The sequence below is a fragment of the Mycobacterium sp. AT1 genome (assembly GCF_002043095.1).
Lineage (GTDB): Bacteria > Actinomycetota > Actinomycetes > Mycobacteriales > Mycobacteriaceae > Mycobacterium.
This window is the reverse complement of sequence record NZ_MVOC01000002.1, coordinates 59,492-84,133: the sequence shown is the minus strand read 5'-3', so window position 1 is coordinate 84,133 and position 24,642 is coordinate 59,492. Positions and strand designations below refer to the sequence as shown.

The window sequence follows — 24,642 nt, the reverse complement described above, 5'->3', positions numbered from 1 at the left end:
CGGTGATCTCTAGGGCCGCAGAATGTCGGCGGGGGTGGCAACGGTGACGAATGATGTTGCTGCCGAGGAGAGTTCGTCGTCGGCGGTGACCAACGCGTCGGCTTGTAACTGGGTGAGTGCGATGTACTGGGCCTGGTGGACGTCAGGCCAGTTCATCTGGACGGCCAGCCGCCACGCGTGGTCCTCCAGCGATCGGTCGCCGAGGAACCGGATCCGCAGCCCACGGATGTCGTCCAGGATCTTCCGGCCCGCCCTTTCGTCGATCTCGCCACGGTGCACCGACTCGTACACCAGGGCCAGAACTTCCGAGCGCAGCAGCGTGGGCGCCGTCAAGCTGTGCTCGGGCGGAATGGTCGCGCCCGCGGTGGCGAGGTCGACGGCCACCCGCGCGTCGACGACGAAGGTGGTCGGTTTAGCTGTGTCTCCTGAACCTTCGGTGTTCTGCGTGCCGACGCGCAGCCCAACTCGTACGACATCGCCGTCGTCGACGCCTTCGGCGCGACGTAACGCAACCTTGAGCGGCACCAAATACACGCCGTCCCTGGGTATCAGCGATGTCGTCACCACGGTGTCCCCGATGCGTACCTGGGCGGGGATGACTCCCCAGCCGTAGGTCAGCTCGCCGTGGTGAGCGTGCAGGAAGTCGTTGACGTGCGTAGGGGTGGCAACGAAGAAGTACGGCGCGGGGCCGCGCCACTGAAACATCTGGGCGTCGAATTGCCAGTCCACGACGACACGCTAAGGCCGTGGGCCATTCAGTGCACACGAAACCGCGCACACCGTGATTGCAAGCAGGGAAGTCCGGGCCTGCCTACTATCGGAGGGCATGGTGTCGCGATCACCGAATACCGAGAAGTCGAGCTGGCTCAGCCACCACGAATACGTCGACGCTCTGCAGGAGCAGGCAGCTAGTTTCTCAGCGGCTCTGCGCAACTGCGCTTTTGACTCGCGGGTGCCGTCCTGCCCGGACTGGACCGCACTGGACCTGGTGCGGCATGTCGCGCAGGTGTACGCCCATAAGTCGGCGGTGCTGCGAGCTGGCAAGGCGGTGCCGGGCCGCGAGGTCGACGCCGCTGGCGGCGCGCCGTATCCAGAGGCACTTGAGCGACATGACGAGTTGGTCGCCGATCTTGCAGATGTGTTGGCGGGTATGGCTCCCGACGACGCGGCGTGGACGTGGATGGAGGGCGCGGGTGAGTCCACGGCGGGGGCGTGGGCTCGGCGGATGGCTCACGAGGCGTTGGTGCACCGCGTCGACGCCGAGCTGACCGCCGGAATGGCGATCAGTCCGGTCGTGGACGCACTTGCGGTCGACGGGGTGAACGAGGTGCTGACGTGGATGGCGGGCGACCCGGACGTCGCGGAGGACGACCGCGCGGTGGGATCGGCCGGCAACGTACTGCTCGATTGCGGTGAGGTCGCCTGGCTGGTGGACCTCGGCGACGGCAGGCATGTCGTCACTCCGACGCACGCCCGGGCCTTGGCAGACGCCCGGATCAGTTCTGATCCGATGGCGCTGGATTTGCTGCTGTGGGGTCGGCCGTCGCCCGCGACATGGCCGGCCGCGGCTCAGGTTGACCGACTGCGAGCCCGCATCACCAAAGCGCTTCTGTAGGAAGCGCTTCGCCGCGACGAGTGCGACTAGTGGCCTGGGCCGGTGCGCGATTTGCTATCCGGCGCGGGGAGGGATCGCCGTGCACATGACCCTGGTGCCAGACGGATCGCCGACTGTGTGGACTTCCTTCGGCCGATTGTGCATTTCCAACGAAAGCCCACACAGTCGAGACCGGACTTCGCCGTCAGGCTCGCGGCCAAGCCGCCATGACGTTTGCCGCGACGGCCTGCAGTTCGCGGCGTGTTACACCGTCGCGGGCGCGGGCGGAGAGTCCGTTGACGACGATGATCAGGTATTCGGCGAGCGTCTCTGGATCAGCGGACGCCGGGAGGTCGCCCTCGTCGACGGCTCGGGCGAGGCGCTTGGCGATCACCGTGCGACCGTTGTCGCGCCGGTCGACCAAGAGGGGGTCGGTGTTCACCAGGCATCCCTTGGGTTGCCCCCTCTTGGTGCAGTCGACGATTGCCGCGTCGAGCAGGCGGCCGGCGAACTGGTAGGCGGTGGGCTCGGTCAGGGCGAGGGTGAGGGGTGTGCCGGGCCGTTGTGCGTAGAGTTCGACGGCCTCGTCGAAGAGGTCACGCTTGCTGCCGAACGCGGCGTACAGGCTGGGTGACGAGATCCCCATGGCTTCGGTGAGCTGGCTGACCGAGGTCTGGTCGTATCCGCCGCATTCCCAGAAGGCAAGCATCGCGCACTGCAAAGCACGGGTCCGGTCGAACTCGCGCGGTCGTGCCATGTCGAAGATTCTATGGCGGGATCAGCTGGTTGCCGTTGGCCCGCCCCGCTCGACGAGATCCATTTCCGGTGGGCTGTCCCCGGCGATGGGCTGGGAGACGAAGCTGTGACCGGTCAGCGGCCCGCCAAAGGACTGCAGTCGGCCGCCGGCGTCGTTGCGGCCCAGATCGATTGGTTCGAAGCCGAACTGTGCTGCCAGAGCGGCGACTTCGGCGTTGGCCGCGGGATCGTTGCCAGAGATGAAGGTGACGCGGCGTCCGCCGTCTCCGGTATCCGGTTGGCGAGCCAACACCTTGGCCCAAGTGCTTCCGAATGCCTTCACGACGCGCGCGTTCCTCGCCCATTCGGCGACGACGTCCGAGGACTCGCGTCCGCCGAGATCGGCGGGGGAGAAGTCGCGGGAGTCGATGGCGTTGGTTGCATCGACGATGATTCGCCGGTTCCAGTCGGGAACCTGTTCGACGAGTCCCCGTACCGAATCGAAGGGAACGGCCAAGGCGACCACTTCTGCCGCCAGCGCGTCCCGTACTTCCGTCGGGATGATTTGAGGTCCAAGCCTTTCCCGTAGTGACGTCGCCCCTGCGGGGCCCCTCGAGGTCGCCACGGCTACGTCGATTCCCGCGCGGGTGAATTGGCGACCCAACGCCGATCCGATCGCGCCCGCACCGATGATCGCGTACTTGATGACCATCGTCCCTCCACCCGTAGCCGTTGTTTTGTGACGATCGATATGTAATCACACCGAATGCATCACCGCACCATTTTGTATGGATCGTTATGAAACCCCCGTTCAGCTCAGTGGTGTGTCGGAGATGGCGGCGAACACCGCCTCCAGAAGGTCGACGAGGTGGTCGGGGTTCCGCGCTGTCTCGTAGGAACCTGCTTGGTTACGCTGGGCGTGTGGCGCAGTTGGGCAAGGGGCCACTCGGGCTTACGTCGGGGGTGGGGCGCACGCGCGCATTCTCGCCGCCTTCGACACCGCGTGATTGAAGGGAAACGATTCGTCATGACCAACACCCATCGCATCGCCGTCATCCCCGGTGACGGCATCGGCACCGAAGTCGTGCCCGAGGGTCTGCGGGTGCTCGACGCGGCCGCGGCGGCATTCGACTTCAAGGTCGACTTCGAGCACTTCGACCACTCCAGCGCCGACTACTACGTCAAGCACGGAAAGATGCTGCCCGACAACTGGTTCGACGAGCTCAAGGACTTCGACGCGATCTACTTCGGCGCCGTAGGTTGGCCAGAGGTGGTGCCCGACCACGTCTCCCTGTGGGGCAGCTTGCTGCAGTTTCGGCGCGCCTTCGACCAGTACGTCAATCTTCGGCCAGTGCGGTTGATGCCGGGCGTGCGCAGCCCGCTGGCCGGCCGCGAACCTGGCGACGTCGACTTCTACGTCGTGCGGGAGAACACCGAAGGCGAGTACTCCAGCGTCGGCGGGAAGATGTTCGAGGGCACCGATCGCGAGATCGTCATGCAGGAAACGATCATGACCCGCACCGGTGTCGACAGAATCCTCAAGTTTGCCTTCGATCTGGCCGCGACCCGCCCCAAGAAGCACCTCACCTCGGCGACGAAGAGCAACGGGATCTCCATCTCCATGCCGTACTGGGATGAACGCGTACAGGCGATGGCCGCCAACTACCCGGGCGTCGACGTGGACAAGTACCACATCGACATCCTCACGGCCAACTTCGTCATGCACCCCGACTGGTTCGATGTCGTCGTGGCCTCAAACCTGTTCGGCGACATACTGTCCGACCTCGGGCCAGCGTGCACCGGCACCATCGGCATCGCCCCGAGCGCCAACATCAACCCAGAACGCCTGTTCCCCAGCCTGTTCGAACCCGTGCACGGATCCGCCCCCGACATCGCCGGCAAGGGAGTCGCCAATCCCATTGGCCAGATCTGGTGCGCATCGATGATGCTCGAGCACCTCGGCGAGCCCGAGGCCGCCGCCGCGGTCCTCGCCGCGATCGAAACGGTGCTGGCCCATGGCGGTGACACTCTCACCCCGGACATGGGCGGCACCGCCACCACTGGGGCCCTTGGCGCGGCGGTCGTCGACGCGCTCGGGGCGGCGTGAGTGACGTACCGGATGGCGGGCCGTTCTTTCACGGCACCAAGGCTGAGCTACGCCCCGGTGACCACCTGACGGCGGGGTTCACTTCGAACTACCGGCCCGAGGTCGTCATGAACCACGTCTACTTCACCGCGTTGCGCGACGGGGCCGGGTTGGCGGCGGAGGTCGCCGCGCTCGACGGCTCGACACCTCGTGTCTACGAGGTCGTGCCCACTGGGCCGTTCGAGGACGATCCGAATGTCACGGACAAGAAGTTCCCGGGCAACCCGACGCGGTCCTTTCGTAGTCGGGCGCCGCTTCGCGTGGTGCGCGAAGTTGCCGACTGGAGGCGGCTCAGTCCGGACGACTTGCAACTGTGGAGGGATCGACTGTCCGCGATCCGCGCCGACGGGCGAGGCGAGATCATCAACTGACCCTGCCGGACCAACAAGGCGATTCGCCCTACAACGCGAAGGCGCGGGGCGGTCCAGCGAGACTTGCCTTTGCATCGACGGCCATGGCGTCCAGTATTTCGATCTCGCCGGCCTCGATCACGACGGCTGATCGCGGGCCGTCAATCGTTACGGCACAAGCGAATCGACGATCATGTCCAGAATGCGGTCGGCTTGCCGCAGCCCGCCCGCGCCGGGGGGCACCCGCCACAGTGCGCCAAGCAGCAGAAGCACGTCCCTGGCATCGACGCCGGGGCGAACGTCGCCGGCGGCCTCGGCCGCGTCGAGGAGTTCTTGGATGGCGTTGGTGACCGGAGCGTAGGTGGCGTTGATGATCGCTTGGGCGGGAGCGGTTTCCAGTGCTTCGCCGAGGCCGTGCTTGATGCGGACCAGTTCCGCGAGTTGGCGTGCCCAGATGCGGAAGGCTTCCAGGGGCGGGGTCCTGTCGAGCACGAGCTGAACCGATTCGCCGAGCGACTCGATGTGCTGCTGGTACACCTCGAGCAGTAACGCCTCGCGGGTGGGGAAGTGTCGATACAACGTGCCGGGCCCCACCCCGGCAAGTTTGGCGATCGCGTTCAAGGACACCTGGGGATCCTCGGCGAACGCCGACAACGCCACGTCCAGAATCCGCGCCTTGTTGCGCTGTGCGTCGGCACGGCGGATCTCGGACACATTCCCTCCCGTTGATAAGTGGAGAACCCTCCGTTACGGTGAAACGGAGACATCTCCACTACTCATTGAAGGACCTCTCGTGCGATACCGCAAGCTCGGCACCACAGGCCTGGACGTGTCACCCGTCGCGATCGGCGCCATGACCTACGGCGAACCCGACCGCGGGCACCCGGTGTGGTCGCTGGCCGAGGACGACGCCCGCCCGCTGATCAAGTACGCCCTCGACGCGGGGATCAACTTCTTCGACACCGCGAACATGTACTCCAACGGCTCCAGCGAGGAAATCCTCGGTCGCGCGCTCAAGGACTTCGCCGACCGCGACGACGTGGTGATAGCGACCAAGCTGCGCCACCCGATGCGCCCCGGACCCAACGGTCGAGGACTGTCCCGCAAGGCGATCATGACCGAGATCGACCACTCGCTGCGCCGGCTGGGCACCGACTACGTCGACCTCTATCAAATTCACCGCAACGACCATGCGACACCGTTGGAGGAAACCCTGCAGGCCCTCGACGAATTGGTCAGGGTCGGGAAGGTCCGTTACCTCGGGGCGTCGTCGATGCCCGCCTGGGAGTTCGCCAAGGCGCTGCACCTGCAGGACCAACACGGTTGGGCCCGCTTCGTCACCATGCAAGACCACTACAACCTGCTGGCCCGCGAGGAAGAGCGAGAGATGATCCCGCTCTGCCTGGACGAGGGAGTCGGGACGATCGTGTGGAGTCCGCTGGCCCGCGGACGCTTGGCGCGCGGTTGGGGCGAGGCGAAGGCCACGACGCGGGCGCAATCCGACGGCGCGTTCGCCGACGCGCTGTACTCGGCGGACGAGGACTCCAACCGGGCGATCGTCGACGCGGTCGGATCGATCGCCGGTACGCGCGGGGTGTCCCGGGCGACGGTGGCGTTGGCGTGGCTGCATCGTCAGCCGGTGGTGACCGCGCCACTGGTTGGCGCCGGCTCAGTCGGTCACGTCGACGAGGCGATCGCCTCCTTGGAAATCCAGCTGACCGACGACGAAATCCGTTCCCTACAAGCTCCTTACACCCCGCGACACGACTTTCAAGGTGTCTCCGACGAGGCCGACCTTGACGCCATCCGGGCACGCATCCCCGGCATGGCACTCACGTAGCGGCCCAGGCCGCTAGTGCCAAGTCTCGTCAGCTGTGCGTCTCACGGATGCATGTTCCACTGGCCGCAATCCTGGGCCAGCACGTCGTTGACATCCACTTCGAGCCCGCCGACCACCGGTCCCGGGTTCGACGCGGTGCTCACGATCCGCTGGTAGAGAACGGCGGCGGGAAAGATCTGTCCCTGCGACCACGACCGCGTCTGCCACGCCCAGACGTGGCCCGGCGATTGCGATCGCCCGATCACGCCGTCGGCGGCGGCCCACTGGCAGGGTCGGATACCGCCGTAGATGCCGGTGCGTTGCACGCCGATGACGGAGTTGATTCCGCGAAACCAGGGGAGCGCCAGGTTGTTCCATGTCTCGCGGTCGATGTCGTCGTCGACGCTGAAGAAGACCGGCGCGCTCTGGCCGCCACCTGCGGCGGTGTGCAGCTGCCAGGCGGTGCGGGCGTCGGCGACGCCGCCGGCTTGCCCGCGGGTGAAGTCCGACGGTGCGGTCCCGCCTGGCTTGCCGTACTGGTAGTTGCTGACGATGACCAGTCCAGCGGCGGTCAGTTGCCGGGCGTACGGCAGGGTGATGGGCTTCGCCCCGAAGGACGAGCCGGGCCGCGACGTCGAGACGTAGTTGATGACCCCGGAGTGGCCCGCGGCACGGATGTCCTGGGCCGCAATTTGACGCATGGCGAAGTCGATCAGGGTGGGGGCGGCGGCCGACGCCGTGGGTGCGCCTGCACCTGCCGAGGCGGCACCGAATCCGGCCAGCGCCGACGCCGCGGCGGCATAGCGCAGCGCATCACGCCGGGAAACGGGGCGCGACGGCCGCAGGTCGGTGAAGTCCGGCGAGTCCTGCACCGGGCGACGTTAACAACGTCGACCCCAATTTCCTGGGACCTGCGGCTTGCCGTGTCCGGTTCGCGATCAACGCGACGCGAAGCCGAAACAGAGTTCACGACGACCGAGGAGCGCTAGCCAATTCCGTCGGCAGCGGTTCGGGGCGCGAGCTTCGGCGACGGCTGATCACGACACCGCCGAGCGCCAGTGCGCCGCCCACGAAGCCGAGGACCGTCGGCACTTCACCGAGAAACGTCCACGACATGAGGATGGCAATGGCCGGCACCGCCAACGTGGTGGCCGCCATGGTGCCCGCATCCGTACGGTTCAGCGCGTACGCCCAGGTGAGGAAGGCGATCGCAGTCGGGCCGACGCCGAGGAAGACCACTCCGGCCAGAGCTGTCGGCGGAGCCGTGCCAATCTCGTCGACGGCCCTCAGGGCGAACGGCGCGGTGGCCACCATGCCGACCGCACATCCGACCCACGTCGCGGCGATGGCGTTGACGGTCCGCAGGGCGACCTTCTGTAGCAGCACACCTGCGGCGTACAGGGCCGCGGCCAGCAGTCCCAGCATGACGCCGAGGCGATCGTTGACGCCGACACCGGAGCCGCCGAGCGCAATCAGCACCACTCCGCCGAACGCGATCACCATGCCCACCACCAGCGGCCGGGGGAACCCTTCCCCGAGGAACAGTCCCGCGAACACGGCGACGAGGATCGGCGCGAAGTTGACCAGCAGGGCCGCCGTCCCGGCGTCAAGATGTTGTTCGGCCCAATTCAGCACGACGGTGTAGACGCCAAACCACAGGAGGCCGTAGCCGATGACGAGCGCCAAGCCACGTCCGCGCGGCAGCGGGGGCCGATAGATCACGGCTACTGCCGTCAGGACGATGGTGCCAACGCTCAGCCGGATGAATGCCATTGCTCCTGGGCTGAATTCGGAACCGGAGAAGCGGATGACGACGAACGACGAAGCCCACAGAAGAACTGTGACTACGGCCGCGATGGCGGCGAGGCGGTCTGGAACTACGAGTTTCACTTGATCAGTCTTCGCATAGGCACTCGCCTCGTACAAGCGGATTTGCGACACGACAGTGGCAGATCCCGCCAAAGTGCCACCCGCTCGACCGCGAGGCGGGCGCCCGCGCGAGCTAGATCTTGCCGCCAGGGAACATCGTCTTGACGGCTTGGGTCATGGTCTCGCGGGCGGCAGCGGCGCTGACGGGGTCCAGGGAGCTGATCGCCATCACGTACCGGCGGTCGGGGCCGATCACACCGGTGGACACGTGCAGTTGGTTGGCGCCGCTCCAGCAGCAGAACCATCCCTGCTTGACCGCGACGACCTCGGCGTACAGCCCCTCGGGGATGCCGAACCGTTGCGGGTAGCCGTCGGTGCCCGTCGGCGTGGATTGCGCAAGGTTGGTCATGATGACGTTGGCTTGCGCGGGTGGCAGTCCACCGGTGCCGTTCAGCAGCATGTCGTAGTAGCGGACGAGATCGGCTGCGGTGCTCTGCGTGACGTCCCAGTGTCCGTTGTAGGGGGCCGTGGTGCTGGCCAACCCGTACCGGGCCTTGACGCGCGCGATGATCGCATTCTGGCCGCTGCGGTCCCAAAACATCTGGGCCGCACTGTCGTCGGAGGAGCGCAACATCACGTCGAGTGACTTGCGGTCGGCGGCCGACAGCGTCGTCTTGCCTTCCGATTCCTGCAGCAGCAGATCGTCGGCGATGAACAGCTTGACCACCGACGCAATCGGGAACGGCTGGTTGGATCCGTTGGAGACGAGCTGGCCGGTGTCGCGGTCCAGCACCACGGCCTCGATGTCGGCACCCGACTTGGCGGCGTCGGCGGTGGCTTGGCGGATGCGTACGTCGAGACCGTCCAGCGTCGCCGTCGGCGGCCCGGGTGGGGCCTCGGGGGGTACGGGAAGCGAGGCCTGCGGGGTCACGGCCGGCGCCTGAGGGGTGTTTTGCGTGGCCGGTGGTGAGCCCCAGACCTGCGCCTCGCAACTGCTGACCAGCAGCGCTGCCGCGCAGAGGACGGCCATTCGCGTCGTCGTCGATTTCGGTAGCCGCAAGTGCATGGGTCTCCTCCGAGCCGATCTTGAACCAGGGAGGCGACGCTGCGACCACCGGTCACCCCAGCCTAATCAGCTGCTCGGGCCAACACGCTGGCGAGGCCGACGACACCGGAGCGGACGGTGTTTGCTCAGGTAGTCACCCAGTCCGCCATGACGTCGGCAAGCGCCTGGGCGCCGACGTTGCAGTCGTCCGGCTCGGCGTACTCGTCGGGGGAGTGGGAGATCCCGGTCGGGTTGCGGACGAACATCATCGCCGTCGGCACCTTGGCGGAGAGGATCCCCGCATCGTGACCTGCCGCCGTTGGCAACGTCGGGATGTCACCGAGGTGTGCCAGGGACCGCACCAGCCTCGCCCGGGGCCCCGACGGGAACTCGACGATGGGTGTCACGGATTCGACGAGCACGTCGAGGTCGACGCGGTCGGTCGCGCAGTGCTTCCGGGCTTCGGACTCGATGTGAGCGACCAGTGAGTCCAGCGTCTGTTGGTCGGCGGCCCGCGCGTCGAGCCAAGCCTTCACCATCGAGGGAATCGCGTTGGCGCCGTTCGGAAGTACCCGCACCTTGCCGAACGTGGCGACCGCATCGTGCAGCGCCGCCGCCGAACGGGCGCTGTGTACCGACGACGCGAAGGGCAGCATGGGGTCTCGACGGTCCACCAGCCGGGTCGCGCCCGCGTGGTTCGCCTCGCCGGTGAAGGTGAACTCCCACCGCCCGTGCGGCCAGATGGACGACGCGACGGCCAGCGGTGCGTCGACCAGGTCGAGCGCTCGTCCCTGCTCGACGTGCAACTCGACGTACACGCCGACCCGGTCGGTGAGGGTGGTGTCGGCGCCGACGTGCCGAGGTGCGCGACCAGCCTTCGTCATCGCCTCGGCCAGGGTGACCCCGTCGACGTCCCGCAACCCGAGGGCGCGTTCCGGTGACAGGGCTCCCGTCGTCAACTGGCTTCCGACGCAGGCGACACCGAACCGCGCGCCCTCCTCGTCCGAGAACGCCGCCACCGCAATCGGAATCGTGGGTTCGACTCCGCGCTCACGCAGGAGGTCGACGGCGGCGAAGGCCGACACGACGCCCAGCGGGCCGTCGAACGCACCGCCGTCCGGCACGGAGTCCAGATGCGAGCCGGTGACGAAGGCCCCCTTCGGGTCGCCGGTCCAGCCGACGGGCATCCACCACGCCCACAGGTTGCCGTTGCGGTCCTCCTCGACGTCCATGCCGCGGCTCGCGGCGTTCGATCGAAACCACTCGCGCAGTGTCAGATCGGCATCGCCCCAGGCGAATCGGCGATATCCGCGGGTCGAGTGATGCTGGCCGACGTCGAGGATGCTGGCCCAGAGGCCGTTGAACGAGCTCACGGGTCAGTACCGGCCGGGGATCCAGTTGGTTCCGGCCAGCGGAACTCGGGCCATCGCCGACGCCTCGACTGTCAGGGCGACCAGATCCTCGGGTTCTAGGTTGCGCAGGTGCGACTTGCCGCATGCCCGTGCCAACGTCTGGGCCTCCATTGTCAGCACGCGCAGGTAGTTGGCCAACCGGCGTCCACCTTCGACGGGGTCGAGGTTCTTGGCGAGTTCCGGATCCTGGGTGGTGATTCCGGCAGGGTCCCGTCCGGCCTGGAAGTCGTCGTAGTAGCCGGCCGCCGAGCCCAGCTCCTCGTACTCCCTCGCGTACCGAGGGCTGTTGTCGCCCAGCGCAATCAGGGCCGCAGTGCCGATCGCGACGGCGTCTGCACCCAGGGCCATCGCCTTGGCGACGTCGGCGCCGCTGCGGATACCGCCCGAGACGATCAACTGCACGGAGCGGTGCACGCCCATCTCCTGCAACGCCTGCACGGCCTGCGGGATGGCGGCGAGCGTCGGGATGCCGACGTGCTCGATGAACACTTCCTGGGTGGCCGCGGTCCCGCCCTGCATGCCGTCGACGACGACCACGTCGGCACCGGCCTTCACCGCGAGTTTGACGTCGTAGTAGGTGCGCGTCGCGCCGACCTTGACGTAGATCGGCTTCTCCCAGTTGGTGATCTCGCGCAGCTCGAGGATCTTGATGGCGAGGTCGTCGGGTCCGGTCCAGTCGGGGTGACGGCAGGCGCTGCGCTGGTCGACGCCCATCGGCAGCGTCCGCATCCCCGCGACACGTTCGGTGATCTTCTGCCCCAACAACATTCCACCACCACCGGGCTTGGCGCCCTGGCCGAGGACGATCTCGATCGCATCGGCCTTCCGAAGGTCGACGGGGTTCATCCCGTACCGCGACGGCAGATACTGGTAGACGAGGTTCTTGGACTGCCCGCGCTCCTCCGGCGTCATCCCGCCGTCACCGGTCGTCGTGGAGGTGCCGACCTCGCTGGCACCGCGTCCGAGGGCTTCCTTCGCCTGGCCGGACAGTGCACCGAAGCTCATCCCCGCGATGGTGATCGGGATGTCCAGGTGCAGAGGGAACTTCGCGTGCGTGTCGCCGAGTACGACGTCGGTGTCGCACTTCTCGCGGTAGCCCTCAAGGGGGTAGCGCGACACCGACGCCCCGAGGAACAGGAGGTCGTCGAAGTGCGGGAGTGCCCGCTTGGCGCCCCAGCCGCGGATGTCGTAGATGCCGGTTTCGGCGGCGCGTTGAATCTCGGCGATGACGCTGCGGTCGAAGGTTGCGGATTCGCGCAGCCGCGTTGAGTGGATGGGTGTCGTCATGACCTGGCTCTCCTAGTACGCGCTGGCGTTGTCGACGTGGAAGTTGTAGAGCTGGCGGGCGGAGCCGTAGCGGGTGAACTCGCTGGGGTCGTGCGACATGCCTGCCGCGTCGAGCAACTCCTTCAGCTCGGCGAGATGCTCGTCGCGCATCTCCTTCTTGACGCAGTCCGCACCAAGTGACGCGACGGTGCCCCGGACGTACAAGCGGGCCTCGTAGATCGAATCACCCAGTGCTTCACCGGCATTGCCGCACACGACGAGCCGCCCGGCCTGGCCCATGAATGCACTCATGTGGCCGATGTCGCCGCCGACGACGACGTCGACGCCCTTCATGGAGATGCCACAGCGCGCCGCCGCGTTGCCGTCGATGACGAGGAGACCGCCGTGGGCGGTGGCGCCCGCCGACTGCGACGCGTCACCCTTGACGTGTACTCGTCCCGACATCATGTTCTCCGCAACACCGACGCCCGCGTTGCCGGCGATGGTGACGGTGGCCTTCTGATTCATGCCCGCGCAGTAGTAGCCGACGTGACCGTCGATGGTGACGTCCAGATCGGCGTCGAGACCGCACGCGAGCGCGTGCGCACCCTCGGGGTGGGTGATGGTGAGCGTCGCCGGGGCGCCGGGCGAGCTGAGCAATTCGTTGACCTCGCGGGTGCTCGACGCTCGGAGGTCGACCACTCCGTTCGCGGGCGTGCTGGTGGTCACTGTCGGTGCCATACGTAGACCTCTTCTGGCTCGGGTTCGAAGATTCGGGCGGTGTCGATGCCTGGGAGTTTCGCCAGGGCGCGGTATTCCGACGCCATCGCGACCCAGCGGTCGGTTTCGGCGATGATCGCCGGCTTGCACGCGATGGCGTCGCGGACCACGGCGAAGGAGTCGCTGGTGGAGACCAGCAGGGTGTAGAAGCCGTCGAAGGTCTCGTTGAGCATCAGCAGGGCCTTCTCCAGGTCGACCCCCTCGGCGAGTTGCTTGGCGACGTATCGGGCGCCCACCTCGGTGTCGTTCTCGCTGTCGAAGCTGACACCAGACCGTTCGAGCTCGTGCTTGATCGACATGTGGTTGGAGAACGACCCGTTGTGCACCAGGCACTGATCCGGACCAACGGCGAACGGGTGCGAACCCTCGGCGGTGACGGCGGATTCGGTGGCCATCCGGGTGTGGGCGACGCCCTGCCATCCGCTGGCGGAACGCAGGCCGAAGCGGTCCGCGAGCTCGGTTGGGTTGCCCATCCCCTTGAGGACCGTCAGATGGTCGCCGAAGCCAATGATCCGGGCGGTGGGAACCGCGGAGCGGACGGCGGCGGTCAGCACGTCGGTCGCCACGGGGGCGTGCACCACGATGGTCGGGTCCAGGTCGTGTCCGGTCACCGGCGCCGACAGCAGGGTGCCGAGCTGTTGTGCGAGTTCGGTTGCGGGGATGGGGGAGTCGAGAAGCGACACGGTCGACTCGCCCTCCGGGGACCAGATGGGGTCACCGTAGACGGCCATGCCGGCCGAGTCGGGGCCCCGGTCGCACATCGCGTCAAGCATTCCGGACAGCAGGGCACCCAGCTGCGGATGGAGCGTGGCGTCACGCAGATGAAGACCGACGATTCCACACATGGAATGCCTCCTCGAAGAGTTGTAGTGGGTCAGAAAGAGGTGAGGTAGCGGTCGATCTCCCAGGAGGAGACCGTGTTGTGCCAGTCGAAGAACTCCTGGCGTTTGCACTTGGCGAAGTACTCGGCCACGCCGGGACCGGCGACGTCAAGGGCGTCGGTCAACACCGAGTCGGCCTCGAAGGCGTCCATCGCATGCAGCAGCGTCATGGGCAGCATCTCGCTTGGGGAGTCGCCGGTGCCCGGCTTGCCGGGGTGCAGATCGCGGCGCACCCCGTCGAGTCCCGCGGCGATGGCGCCCGCTGCGGCAAGGTACGGGTTCGCGGATCCGTCACCGCCACGCAGTTCGACGCGATTCTTGTCGGGCACCCGGAGGTAGTGCGTGCGGTCGTTGCCCCCGTAGGTGGCGTATCGCGGCGACCAGGTCGCCCCGCTGGTCGTCGCGGTGGCACCGGTTCGCTTGTAGGAGTTCACCGTTGGTGCGATCAGCCCCTGCAGTGCGCAGGCGTGCTCCAGGATTCCCGCCACGAAGGCGTATGCGGTCCGCGACAGCCCGAGCCCGAGCTCGTCGTCGGAATCGGGGAAGACGGCGCCCGCGTCGTCCCAGAGGGACAGATGCATGTGCAGCCCGCTGCCGGTGCGAGTGGTGAAGGGCTTCGGCATGAACGTCGCCTGCATGCCGCGCTTCTCGGCGACGACCGACAGCAGATACCGCAACGTGATGACCCGGTCCGCGGTCGTCATGGCGTCGGCGTAGTCGAAGTTCTGCTCGAATTGTCCGTTGCCGTCTTCGTGGTCGTTGGCGTAGTTGCCCCAGCCGAGCGCGTTCATCGCCGAGGAGATCTCGGTGAGGTGGTCGTACATGCGGGTGACGTCCCGCGCGTCGTAACAGGGGGTGGCGCTGGTGTCACTGCGGTCGGCGGTGACGAGTTCCCCGTTGACGCGGTTGACCAGGAAGTACTCGATCTCGGCGCCGACGTTGACCGTGAAACCCAGTTCGGCGGCCTTGCGCAACTGCTCCCGCAGGATGATTCGCGGCGCGAACGGCCACGGCTTGCCGTCCACGTGCGGGTCGCAGTGCACGATCGCGAGACCTGGCTTGATGAACGGGATGGGGGTGAACGACGTGACGTCGGCCCTCGCCACCAGATCGGAGTCCTTCGGCTCCTGCCCCATGTGGCCCGCGGCGTAGCCCGCGAATCCGACGCCGTCGACTTCGAGCTGTTCGACCGCTTGGATCGGGACGAGCTTGGCGCACGGCTTCCCGGACAGGGTCACGAAGAGGGCGAGGATGAAAGTGGTGCCACTGGCGTGCGCCACCTCCGACAGGGTGGGCGCCCGCGTGGTGTCCTCGGAGGGGGACGCCAAAGAGGTTGTCACCTCGTTGGTTTCGATGTCGTGGAGGTCGATTTCGGCTCGGGTCATCGCATTTCTCCTGCGCCCTCGTAGGGATGGAGGCTGAACAGCAAGTCGCCTTCGGCGAATCGCGAGTATCGGAAGTCGTCGGCGTTGACGTTTGGCAAGGAGGTCTTGCCGTCGAGTAGCAGGTCGGCGACGAGCTTGCCCACCGCGGGAGCGATCTTGAATCCGTGGCCGGAGAATCCGGTCGCGAGGAACAACCCGTCGACTGGCGACGGGCCGATGATGGGGTTGTAGTCGGGAGTGACGTCGTAGGCGCCGACGTACGAGCTGGTGATGCGCGGGTCAGGCATGTCGGGAAGTCGATGGCCGAGCTTGACGATGTTCTTCTCGACCGCCGAGTCGTCGGCCCGGTTGACGTACTTGTCAGGGTCGACGTACTGCGGGGTCTGGTGGTCTGAATTGCCCACCAGCAGTTCGCCGTTGGGTTCGCGGCAGATGTACTGCAGACCGGCGAGATCGGACAGGACGGGCACTTCGGGAGTGGGGACGCCCTGGTCGACCAGCACCAGCTGGGCCCGCTGCGCCTTGACGTCCAGGTCGACGCCGACGCTGGCGGCGAGCGTGGGTGCCCAGGGGCCGTTGGCGAGGATGACGTGGTCGGCGTGAATCCGTGAACCGTCGGCCACCGTCACTCCGTACACCGAGCCCTGGCTGTCGGTCAGCAGTTCGGTGACCTTCGTGCCCTGGCGGATGGTGACGCCCATCTTGCGTGCCGTCGCCGCGTAGGCCATGCCCGACATGTACGCCTCGCCGCGTCCACCGAGCGGTTCGTAGGCGAAGAGGGCGAAGTCGTCGAGGTGCAGTCCCGGCCACAGGTCGGCCATGGTGTCATGGTCGATGAATTCGGTGGCGATGCCCAGGCCCTGCATCATCGCGATGTTTGCCTCGAGCGGCTTGACGTTGTTCTCGGCGACGCCGACCACGTAGCCGCATTGGCGAAACGACATGTCGTCGCCGAAGAGCTCTGTGGCGCGGGTGAATACGTCGATGCCGTACCAGGACATCGCGGCCAGCGACGGCGTGCCGTAGTGGCAGCGGACGACCCCGCTGGACTTGGCGGTCATGCCCGAGCACAGGGTGTCGCGCTCGAGTACGAGGACGTCGGTTTCACCGCGTTCAGCGAGCGAGTAGGCGATGGCAAGTCCCTCGAGACCGCCGCCGACGATCAAGAAGCTGGTGGTGTCCGGCACGTGAAGATCCTCGTGGGTCGTATGTTTCCTTACAGGAGTCACTGTAATCTAGCATTAGACCCAGGGGTGCGCACGTCGGCGCAATCGAGTCGCTGGACTAGCGAGGGGTATCTCGGTGGTATCGAGCGTTTCCCGGCACTACACGTGCTGGTCGACCGCCAGCGGTCTCATCGTGGCCACCAGAATGGTCGCGGTGCCGGTTGCCTCGACGGACTGCCGGGCGACGAACAAGCAATCGCCGGCCGTGGCGACGTGGTCGCCTGAGGCGACGCTGCCGCGGTGGACGTAGATCACGGTCTCCGCATCGGGGTCGGTGAGCACGCCGGAGTGGGAGAGGTGGTGCGGCGCGACGTGCGCGGCGGTCGTCGCGGATTCGACCATCACGTTGAACGCTTTCGTCGGGCCTGCTGCAACGCAATCCGGCCCGAGCTCGCCGTCGAATCCGAAGGGGTGGAGGGGGGCGAGATCGACGGTACGGCGGTCCCATTCGAGGGCCACACCGTGGTCGCCGATCACGGTGAAGACGCGATTCACGCCCGGGAACGACGAGAACGTCGTCCGCCCCGGCCCGATGTCGGCCACGCTGACCCGCCAGGCCGGTGAGTCTCCGTCGCCGGTGGCGATCACCTCGGTGGCGCCGGCGCCGTTCTTCCAGGGAACGCGCCGACGATCGGACCGTCGGATCAGGGCCGTTCGGGCGTTCCCGTCGGTCAAGAGTCCGAGTCGTCTGGATAGGCGGTGATGGCCAGGAATCGGATGGGCAAGCGCACCAACTCGTGCGGGCCGTGCAGCCCCTCGCCGTCGAGCAGCAGTGAATCGCCCGGCCGCAGCGTGTACTCGGACTCGCCGTGGCCGTAGACCATCACGCCCTCGAGCATGTAGAGCATCTCGGTGCCGGCGTGCTGGAAGAGCGGGAACACCTCGCTCGCATTCGTCAAGGTGACGAGGACCGGCTCGAGTCGTTTGTGTTGTCCCCGAAGGGCGCCGAGCAGTTCGTAGTGATGCCCGATGCGTGTACCCCGTCCGACGATTACCGCGCCGTGACCGGATTCGACGAACACGGCTTCACGTTCGGTGTCGGCGCCACGGAACAGCGACGTGACGGGGACGTCGAGACCGGCGGCCAACCGTGCCAGGGTGTTGAGGCTGCAAGACGTCTGCGCATTCTCGATCTTGGACAGCATGGCCTTCGAGATCCCGACCTTGACGGCCATGTCGCCCACCGACAGTCCGGTCGAACGGCGAAGCGCACGAACCCGTTTGGCGATGACCTTCTCGAGGTCGACACCTGTGGGCGTGTCGCTCGGAACCTCACGCTCGACCGGCGCGGGATCGCCCGTGTCGCGGTGCTCGTCGACCGGGTCGGTTCTCGTCATCGGCAAAGTCTATAAGGACGGCTTCGGGCGCCAACTCCGCGCGATCCGGCACCGAGGCGCCGGCGCACCGTCACGCTCGCGTGAACCGGTCGACGAGTAGTTGCAGTCGCTCCGCCTCGTAGCCGGGACGCAACCGTCCCGTACGGGTGAGGATGGCCAAGCCGTGCAACGCGGCCCAGAAAACCTCGGTCAGCGTGTGGGCATCCCGACCGCCCGCGGCGTCACCGACCGCATCGCTCAGCACGGCGAACGCCGCGCTCAACTGGGGCGGGGTTTCGTCGGTGGCGAATTGCAAAGTGGTCGCCCGCAAGAACATCGCGTCGTACACCGCCGGGTGATCCCTGCTGAAGTCGAGATACGCCTGCGCGACTCGACCGAGCGCGTCGCCCGCCGCACCGGCACCGGAGTTGGCTGCCCTCAGGGCGTCGGCGAGCTCGCCGAAACCGTCGATTGCGACGGCTGCGGCGATCTGCTCCATGCCGGCGAAGTGCTTGTACAGAACGGGCTGGCTGTACTCGATCTCGGTGGACAGGCGTCGCGTGGTCACGGCTTCCCAGCCCTCGGCCTCGGCCAGCTTGCGGGCCGTGGCGACGATCAAGTCGCGGCGGGCGGCCCGTTCCCGCTCTCGACGATCTTCGATTGCCATGGCTCAAAGTATCATGGCTAGAAGTGCTAGCAATGCTATTGACAGGTGTTCGCCGCGAAGCTAGCGTTGCTAACACCTGAGGGCGTTCACCCTCCGGGTTCCACTCACCAGGAGGCGACGATGCTCCAGCTCAGGACTTACACCCTGCGGTCCCCCGAAGCCCTTCGGGAATACGCGACCACGCACTGGGCTCGTCACCTCTCCACCTTCGCCACGTTCGGGGTGACCGCGCACGGGGTGTGGACCGAATCAGGCGGCCAGGGGAATCGACTCGTCGCGTTGATCGGCTACCCGCCGGGCGCCGACCCCGACGAGATCACCCGGCTGATCATGGCCAGCCCGGAGTTCGCCGCCGACATGGCCGGCTTCGACATCGACGACGTCGTCGAGGTTCAGACGACTCTGCTTGAGCCGACGCCGTTTTCACCCGTTCACTGACCAACCAAGGAGCGTTCACCATGACCATCACCGCCACCATCGGCTACGTGCTCGCCGGCGTCATCGCCGCCGCAATCATCTTCATCGGTGCCCGCTTCCTGGTGGCGCCACGCGTGGCGGTCGCCGGCTACGGCGTGCTCGCCGACGCCGACCAACCGGAAACCCGCGCCTACTTGAGCGTCAAGGGCATCCGCGACATCGCCTCGGGACTCCTGGTGATCGTCGTGATGATTGCGGGTACCACCCACCTCCTCGGCTGGATCATCCTGGCGGCAACCATCATTCCGCTCGTCGACGCCGCCATCGTGCTTCGCAGCGGCGGAGCCAAGTCGACCGCCTACGGCGTGCACGGCGCCACCGCCGCGGTCATGCTCGTCACCACGGCGCTCCTCCTTCTTTCCTGAGCGCCTCGGAAACCCACAGAACGGAATGACCGACATGCGAGACGATCTCCTGTCCCCGCCCGACAGTGCTGCCTATCGGGCCGCGACGACCCCCCACAACGCCACGGTGGTACAGCGGCCAGCCAAGGTGGCGCAGGTCCGCAGCGCCGACGACGTCGGCGACGCCGTCCGGTGGGCCGCCAAGCACGACCTGCGGGTCGCAGTTCAGGCCAGCGGACACGGCGCCGGGGCGCCGATCGGCGCAGAGCACCTGCTGGTGGACACGTCCGGATTGAACTCGGTCGACGTGGACGCGGCGGGACGCGTAGCCCGCGTGGGTGCCGGTGCGACGTGGTCGGCGGTGAACGCGGTGGCCGAGCGCGACGGGTTGCTCGGACTGGCCGGCTCCTCGCCCACCGTCGCCGTCGCCGGCTATACGTTCGGGGGCGGAGTGGGGTACCTGACCCGTCCCCACGGCATGGCGAGTTCGGCACTGCTGGCAGTCGACTACGTCGACGGAAACGGGCAGACGCGGCGGGCGACCCAGGACGCCGACGACGTCGTCGACCGTGAGGCGTTGTGGGCGTTTCGGGGTGGCGGCGGGGTCGGCGTGGCCACCGCCCTGACCGTGGAATTGGTTGAGCTGCGCCAGCTCTGGGCCGGATACCAGTTGTGGAGCGTCGATGCGCTCGAATCGGTCGCCGAGGCGTGGGCGAATGCCATGGCGCAGATCGGTGACGCGCTGTCGACCAGCCTCAGCGTGCTTCACACGCCACCGGGTGCCCCCGCCTTCCCGCCTGCGCTGCAGGGGATTCCGATCGTGCACCTGTCCTTTGCGTCGCCAGAGGGTGCGGAGGCGGCACGTCCCCTGTTGGAGGCCCTGCGCGCGGCGCCGCAACCCGCCGTGGACAGCAGCTGGGCACCCGCCGACGCGGCACGACTCGCGCAGATTCACCTCGACCCGCCCAATCCCGTTGCCGCACTGGGAATGGGTAGGTGGCTGGGGCAGGACGGGTTCGGCACGGCTGGTGAAATGCTGAGTGCCGCCGCAGGGGAGGACTCACCGCTGGCGATGGTCGAACTGCGCAACCTGGACAACGCCGCACCCACCCGCGACGGGGCGTTGACCGCGGTGCCTGGCCCCCTCCTTTTGCACGCGGTGGGCGACGCCGCCGACGATGCCGCCCGCACCCGTGTCGAGGACGGGTTGGCCCGCCTGCGTGGCACGGCCGCCACAGCCGACCTCGGTCGTTCCTCGGCGCCCTTCGCCGACGGCCGCGCCTCCGATCCGGGCGGGCTTGATCAGAGTCAACGGAGTCGCCTCGGGGGCATCGCCGCCGCCGTCGACCCAGATCGACGCCTCGCGCCCACGCGCATCCTCGCGTCAACGATTGATTCTTGGCTGCCCGGGTAGAGCGAAGACGGCCTTCGTCGGATCGAGCGCTGTGAGTCCGCTGTCAGATTGCGGCGTCAAAGCGGCTCGCCAAGAGCCCAATTCACCGCGACGGCTTTCTTCACGGAAGCAGCGTCACGAAAGGACGTAGACCGCTAGCGTCGCGGTCGGGACGCACGTCTCATCGACATCGGTCGCGAACGGGGTTCAGTCGGCGCATGGGGGCATCAGCACACGTAGGTCGGATCGGTGGCTTGGCCGCGGCGTTGGGAATTGGCGCGGTCATCGGATTGGGGTGCGGCGTCGCCTCGGCTGACACGACCGGACAGTCCACCTCGTCGTCATCGTCATCGTCATCTGAGTCGGCCGAGTCGGCGAAGTCGGCGTCGGGCTCGTCGCCTGGTCAGGCAACGAGTTCGGTGGGTGCGCACGAGGACGCGGGCACTCCGACGAAGGTTTCAACTGGGAAGCCCCCCCGCACGGTCACGATCACGGGCAAGCCGCACCGTGGTTCCCGGTCGACGCCCGTCGGGTCCGCGGCCGCGACGGCGAAGCCCGACACCGAGCCGTCCTCGAACACTGCCGCACCTGCCAAGGACACGGAACCGGCCAAACCCGTAACGGCCTCCGAGGCCGACGTCGCCTCCAGCCCCACGATCGTCGAATCCCCGCAGGCCACGACCCCGGAGGCGGCCAAGACCGCTCCGACCCCGACCCCGGTGACGCACGACGCCGTCACCGCCGTGCCCGCGGCCGTCGTCGACCCGACCGGTCCCCACTCAGGCGGGTCACCGTCCTCACCCCCGGACTCGCCGGTCTCGTGGACGGTGGCCGCGGCGGCGCGCAAGGAGACGTTGGTGCCGGCGACGCCCGCCGTGTCGTCCGATGCCGGGGTCACTCCGAAACTGGCCGCCGCCGTCACCGCAGCCGCGCCCCCGGTGGCCGTGATCCAGACGCCACCGCTGGCGTGGTTGCAGCGGGTTCCGGTGATCGGGCCGGTGTTCGTGACGCCGATCGTCGCCGCCATCCACATGGTCCCGATCGTCGGCGACGTCATCCATCCGTTCATCGGCTACCCGGTACAACCCGGCGCCCCCGGCGCACCGGTGTCGCGCGACGTGATGATCACGTCGTTCGACGGCACGAAGATCTACGTCCACTTCATGCCCGCGAGCGGACTGCGGGCCGGGACGGTCGCGCCGACCATCCTCGAAGGACCCGGACTCGGGATGCCCGGCTCGACGAGTCTCGAGGTCACGCCGTTGGACGGCATCCTGACCGACGCGCTCGGCGCGGTGGGCGTCGGCACGCTGCGTCACGCCGGATACAACGTGGTCACCTGGGATCCGCGCGGCGAGTACCGCTCGGGCGGCGTCCTTCAGCTCGACTCCGCGGACTACGAGGCGAGGGACGTGTCGGCCATCGTCAGCTGGTTGGCCACCCAACCCGAGGCGCAGCTCGACTCGCCAGGCGATCCGCGGTTCGGCATGGTCGGCGCGTCCTACGGTGGCGGCATCCAGTGGGTCACCGCCGCCACCGACCACCGGGTCGACGCGATCGTGCCCAGCATCTCCTGGAACACGCTGAACACCTCGCTGTACAAGAGTGCGGCGTTCAAGAGCGGCTGGGGCACCCTGCTTACCGCCGCGCTCCTGCTCACCGGCGCGCGCCCCAATCCCGCGATCTACCCCGCGTCCGTCCAGGGCGCGCTGACCGGGGTGCTCACCGCCGCGCAGCAGGCCCTGCTCGCCGAACGCGGACCTGCCGCGCTGCTGGGCAGCGTCACCGCGCCGACGCTGATCATCCAGGGCACCGTCGACACCCTGTTCTCACTGCAGGAGGCGCAGGCCAACGCGGCGGCGCTTGCCGCAGGCGTGCCCACCAAGACGCTGTGGTTCTGCGGCGGACACGGACTCTGCACGAACAATCTGTTCGACCCCACCGACGGTCAGGTGGTCACCGACGCGACGCTGAACTGGCTGGCGCGCTACGTGAAGGGGCAAGACGTGTCGACCGGGCCGACGTTCGAATGGGTCGACCAACGCGGGCAGTACTACTCGTCGAATCCCGGTCCGACGGCCGCGGGCGTGCCGATCGTCGCCGCCAGCGGCCGAGCCGGTGTGCTGCCGCTGGTGCCGTTGATCTTCGGTTCGGGGCCGCTGTTCGGTGTCCTGCCGATCGGAGCGACCAAGGCGGCCAACGCCTTCAACCTCGCCATTCCCACGGTCACGACGACGACGTACGTGGTGGGAGCACCGCAAGTGACCCTGACGTACTCCGGCACGGGGACCAGTCGGCACGTCTTCGCCCAACTGGTCGACGACTCGACCGGCGCGGTTCTCGGCAACCAGGCGACGCCCATTCCCGTGACGCTTGACGGCAAGACGCGCACGATCAGCATCTCGCTGGAACCGGTGGCGCAGACCTTGCGACCCGGTCAAACCCTCACGCTGCAGTTGGTCGCGTCGACGGCGAACTACGAGAACTTCGGCGCCTTCGGGGCCCTGACGGTGTCCAGCCTGCAGGTGTCCTTGCCGACCATCACCGACGCCGTGGCGGTGAACGCGGCGCGGACCGCCGTGCTCACGTAGCCGGAGACGCTTGCCCCACCTGGCAGAGTGACTGCGTGTCCGAAGACGACGACGCCGTCCGCGCCCTGTTGGCCCAGTTGGGCGCCGCGATGGTGGCCACGGGGCAGCCGGTCAGCGACGTGGAGGACGAGCTGGCCGAGGTGAGCACCTCACTCGGCTTCCCGGACGTCCAGATCGCGGCCTCGCCGACCGGGGTGTTCCTGAACCTGGCCAGCGGCCTTCCCTCGACGTTCGAGTCGGTCCAGGGCGGGCTACGACTCGACCAGGCCGCCGAGGTACGGACGATCCGCCATCGGCTGGCGCAGTCCGCCCTCACGGTGTCCGAGGCCACCGAACAGCTGCGCGACCTGCGCCATCGCCCACCCCGCTATCCGGAGTGGATGGCCAACCTCGGCTGGATCGCGATCGCCACGGGCATCGCGCTGATCCTCCAACCCGGCGGCGCCAACGTCGCCTTCGCTGCCGTGGGCGCGGTCGTGGTGGTGGCACTCTTCCGGCTGGGGCAGCGCTTCGCCTTGGTCGCCACGCTTCTGCCGATGCTGGCGGCCTTTCTCTTGGCGTGCGGGGTCTTCGCCGCCGCCAACGCCGACTTGTTGGACGGACCGCTGCGCACGCTGCTGCCGCCGTTGGCCGTGCTGCTGCCCGGCGCGTTGATCGTCACGGCGATGTCCGAACTGGCCGCGGGCGACATGGTGGCCGGAACGTCGCGGTTGACCTTCGGACTGGTACAGCTGCTGTTGTTCACCCTCGGCATCGTCGCGGCAAGTCACGTAATCACCTTGCCGGCAGCCGAATTGACCAATCTGCGTGTCGAGACACTCGGCTGGTGGGCCGCCCCGGTTGGGCTGATCCTGATCAGTGTCGGCATCGGGGTCTTGGAAAGCCCCCCGGTGCGGCTGCTGCCCTGGATCACCGTGGTCCTGATCCTCGCCTTCGCCGCCCAGAGCTTCGGGCAGCACGTTGGCGGCGCCGCGGTCGGCAGCTTTCTCGGGGCCGTCGCCGCCACCCTTGGTTCCTCGCTCGTCGAGGCCGTCCGTCCGAATCTGCCGCGACTGGTGGTGATGCTTCCGGCGTTCTGGCTGCTGGTCCCCGGCAGTCTCGGGCTGCTGTCAACCACAGCGCTGGTCACCGACCCCGACGGTGGTGGGGCGAACGCGTTCGGGGTCGTGACGGTGGTCTGCGCGATCGCTGTCGGCTTGTTGGTCGGAGCGTCGGTCGCGCGGTCCGTCGGCGGTGCGCTCGGCAGGCTGCGACGCGGGTACCCGCTGAGCGCGCGTGGTCGGCTGGGCCGCAGCCTGCCGCGCTGACGTCGGGACTAGCCTTTTCACCACGCGCCCCGAGGCACT

General features: G+C 67.5%; 26 protein-coding genes. 9 read left to right on the top strand and 17 right to left on the bottom strand.

The window, feature by feature from the left end; translation table 11 throughout:
• Nucleotides 1-9 precede the first annotated feature (9 nt).
• The gene (locus B1790_RS00595) at nt 10-729 is read right to left on the bottom strand and encodes a DUF1905 domain-containing protein (protein ID WP_079921192.1); all 720 of its coding nucleotides are present in this window, start codon (nt 727-729) and stop codon (nt 10-12) included.
• 97 nt (nt 730-826) lie between these two features.
• Between B1790_RS00595 and B1790_RS00590 the strand changes: the two genes are divergently transcribed.
• Nucleotides 827-1,615, top strand: a complete 789-nt coding sequence (locus B1790_RS00590; protein WP_079921191.1) for a maleylpyruvate isomerase N-terminal domain-containing protein — start codon at nt 827-829, stop codon at nt 1,613-1,615.
• A gap of 184 nt (nt 1,616-1,799) precedes the next feature.
• On the opposite strand, the gene B1790_RS00585 is transcribed toward B1790_RS00590, so the two are convergent.
• Both B1790_RS00585 and B1790_RS00580 read right to left on the bottom strand, forming a co-directional pair.
• Entirely contained in the window at nt 1,800-2,351 is a 552-nt protein-coding gene (locus B1790_RS00585) for a TetR/AcrR family transcriptional regulator (protein ID WP_079921190.1), read from the bottom strand.
• Nucleotides 2,352-2,372: 21 nt separating this feature from the next.
• Complete coding sequence (locus B1790_RS00580; protein ID WP_079921189.1) at nt 2,373-3,041, bottom strand: NADPH-dependent F420 reductase; 669 nt, start codon at nt 3,039-3,041, stop codon at nt 2,373-2,375.
• Between the two features lie 315 nt (nt 3,042-3,356).
• Here B1790_RS00580 and B1790_RS00575 point away from each other — a divergent pair, with 315 nt between their 5' ends.
• Together B1790_RS00575 and arr are read left to right on the top strand one after the other, a co-directional pair.
• Nucleotides 3,357-4,436 carry a tartrate dehydrogenase gene (locus tag B1790_RS00575; protein WP_079921188.1) on the top strand — a complete coding sequence of 360 codons (1,080 nt, stop codon included), beginning with the start codon at nt 3,357-3,359 and terminating at the stop codon, nt 4,434-4,436.
• Complete coding sequence (gene arr, locus B1790_RS00570) at nt 4,433-4,846, top strand: NAD(+)--rifampin ADP-ribosyltransferase (protein ID WP_079921187.1); 414 nt, start codon at nt 4,433-4,435, stop codon at nt 4,844-4,846. The genes B1790_RS00575 and arr overlap by 4 nt, the downstream gene beginning before the upstream one ends.
• Before the next feature lie 147 nt (nt 4,847-4,993).
• Here arr and B1790_RS00565 read toward each other — a convergent pair whose 3' ends face one another.
• Entirely contained in the window at nt 4,994-5,539 is a 546-nt protein-coding gene (locus B1790_RS00565; RefSeq protein ID WP_079921186.1) for a TetR/AcrR family transcriptional regulator, read from the bottom strand.
• A 79-nt stretch (nt 5,540-5,618) separates the two neighbouring features.
• Here B1790_RS00565 and B1790_RS00560 point away from each other — a divergent pair, with 79 nt between their 5' ends.
• Nucleotides 5,619-6,665, top strand: a complete 1,047-nt coding sequence (locus B1790_RS00560) for an aldo/keto reductase (RefSeq protein ID WP_079921185.1) — start codon at nt 5,619-5,621, stop codon at nt 6,663-6,665.
• A gap of 41 nt (nt 6,666-6,706) precedes the next feature.
• Here B1790_RS00560 and B1790_RS00555 read toward each other — a convergent pair whose 3' ends face one another.
• The 12 genes from B1790_RS00555 to B1790_RS00500 form a co-directional block, all read right to left on the bottom strand.
• Nucleotides 6,707-7,516: a DUF1906 domain-containing protein gene (locus B1790_RS00555; protein ID WP_079921184.1), complete on the bottom strand. Its 810-nt coding sequence runs from the start codon at nt 7,514-7,516 to the stop codon at nt 6,707-6,709.
• A 94-nt stretch (nt 7,517-7,610) separates the two neighbouring features.
• A complete protein-coding gene (locus B1790_RS00550) occupies nt 7,611-8,534 on the bottom strand; it encodes a DMT family transporter (RefSeq protein ID WP_079921305.1) in 924 nt (307 codons plus the stop codon).
• Nucleotides 8,535-8,646: 112 nt separating this feature from the next.
• Nucleotides 8,647-9,579: a serine hydrolase gene (locus B1790_RS00545; protein WP_079921183.1), complete on the bottom strand. Its 933-nt coding sequence runs from the start codon at nt 9,577-9,579 to the stop codon at nt 8,647-8,649.
• A 125-nt stretch (nt 9,580-9,704) separates the two neighbouring features.
• Nucleotides 9,705-10,931 carry an allantoate amidohydrolase gene (locus B1790_RS00540; RefSeq protein WP_079921182.1) on the bottom strand — a complete coding sequence of 409 codons (1,227 nt, stop codon included), beginning with the start codon at nt 10,929-10,931 and terminating at the stop codon, nt 9,705-9,707.
• 3 nt (nt 10,932-10,934) lie between these two features.
• A complete protein-coding gene (locus tag B1790_RS00535) occupies nt 10,935-12,257 on the bottom strand; it encodes an FMN-binding glutamate synthase family protein (RefSeq protein WP_079921181.1) in 1,323 nt (440 codons plus the stop codon).
• Nucleotides 12,258-12,269: 12 nt separating this feature from the next.
• Complete coding sequence (locus tag B1790_RS00530) at nt 12,270-12,977, bottom strand: protein glxC (protein ID WP_079921180.1); 708 nt, start codon at nt 12,975-12,977, stop codon at nt 12,270-12,272.
• Nucleotides 12,962-13,861 carry a glutamine amidotransferase family protein gene (locus B1790_RS00525; RefSeq protein WP_079921179.1) on the bottom strand — a complete coding sequence of 300 codons (900 nt, stop codon included), beginning with the start codon at nt 13,859-13,861 and terminating at the stop codon, nt 12,962-12,964. Before B1790_RS00525 ends, B1790_RS00530 begins: the two co-directional genes overlap by 16 nt.
• Before the next feature lie 29 nt (nt 13,862-13,890).
• On the bottom strand, nt 13,891-15,282 hold the full coding sequence (gene glnT / locus B1790_RS00520; protein ID WP_079921178.1) for a type III glutamate--ammonia ligase: 1,392 nt from the start codon (nt 15,280-15,282) through the stop codon (nt 13,891-13,893).
• Nucleotides 15,279-16,469, bottom strand: coding sequence for an FAD-binding oxidoreductase (locus B1790_RS00515; protein WP_079921177.1), 1,191 nt, complete (start codon nt 16,467-16,469; stop codon nt 15,279-15,281). Before B1790_RS00515 ends, glnT begins: the two co-directional genes overlap by 4 nt.
• A 138-nt stretch (nt 16,470-16,607) precedes the next feature.
• Nucleotides 16,608-17,183 carry a HutD family protein gene (locus B1790_RS00510; protein WP_158083718.1) on the bottom strand — a complete coding sequence of 192 codons (576 nt, stop codon included), beginning with the start codon at nt 17,181-17,183 and terminating at the stop codon, nt 16,608-16,610.
• Nucleotides 17,180-17,845 carry an XRE family transcriptional regulator gene (locus B1790_RS00505; protein ID WP_079921175.1) on the bottom strand — a complete coding sequence of 222 codons (666 nt, stop codon included), beginning with the start codon at nt 17,843-17,845 and terminating at the stop codon, nt 17,180-17,182. The genes B1790_RS00510 and B1790_RS00505 overlap by 4 nt, the downstream gene beginning before the upstream one ends.
• Before the next feature lie 70 nt (nt 17,846-17,915).
• Complete coding sequence (locus tag B1790_RS00500) at nt 17,916-18,491, bottom strand: TetR/AcrR family transcriptional regulator (protein WP_079921174.1); 576 nt, start codon at nt 18,489-18,491, stop codon at nt 17,916-17,918.
• Nucleotides 18,492-18,611: 120 nt separating this feature from the next.
• Here B1790_RS00500 and B1790_RS00495 point away from each other — a divergent pair, with 120 nt between their 5' ends.
• Genes B1790_RS00495 through B1790_RS00485 form a run of 3 tightly spaced genes read left to right on the top strand, consistent with a single transcriptional unit; the run spans nt 18,612 to nt 20,726 of the window.
• The gene (locus B1790_RS00495) at nt 18,612-18,929 is read left to right on the top strand and encodes an NIPSNAP family protein (RefSeq protein ID WP_079921173.1); all 318 of its coding nucleotides are present in this window, start codon (nt 18,612-18,614) and stop codon (nt 18,927-18,929) included.
• Between the two features lie 20 nt (nt 18,930-18,949).
• Nucleotides 18,950-19,333 (top strand): DUF4267 domain-containing protein, encoded by a 384-nt coding sequence (locus tag B1790_RS00490; RefSeq protein ID WP_079921172.1) that lies wholly within the window; start codon nt 18,950-18,952, stop codon nt 19,331-19,333.
• A 34-nt stretch (nt 19,334-19,367) separates the two neighbouring features.
• Nucleotides 19,368-20,726, top strand: coding sequence for an FAD-binding oxidoreductase (locus B1790_RS00485; protein ID WP_158083717.1), 1,359 nt, complete (start codon nt 19,368-19,370; stop codon nt 20,724-20,726).
• Nucleotides 20,727-21,108: 382 nt separating this feature from the next.
• Here the strand turns inward: B1790_RS00485 and B1790_RS35140 are convergent, their stop codons facing one another.
• Nucleotides 21,109-21,603 carry a hypothetical protein gene (locus B1790_RS35140; protein WP_233164862.1) on the bottom strand — a complete coding sequence of 165 codons (495 nt, stop codon included), beginning with the start codon at nt 21,601-21,603 and terminating at the stop codon, nt 21,109-21,111.
• Between B1790_RS35140 and B1790_RS00480 the strand changes: the two genes are divergently transcribed.
• Nucleotides 21,563-23,296, top strand: coding sequence for a CocE/NonD family hydrolase (locus tag B1790_RS00480; protein WP_233164861.1), 1,734 nt, complete (start codon nt 21,563-21,565; stop codon nt 23,294-23,296). The two genes, B1790_RS35140 and B1790_RS00480, sit on opposite strands and share 41 nt — an antisense overlap.
• A gap of 35 nt (nt 23,297-23,331) precedes the next feature.
• Nucleotides 23,332-24,603, top strand: coding sequence for a threonine/serine exporter ThrE family protein (locus B1790_RS00475; protein ID WP_233164860.1), 1,272 nt, complete (start codon nt 23,332-23,334; stop codon nt 24,601-24,603).
• Nucleotides 24,604-24,642: the final 39 nt, after the last annotated feature.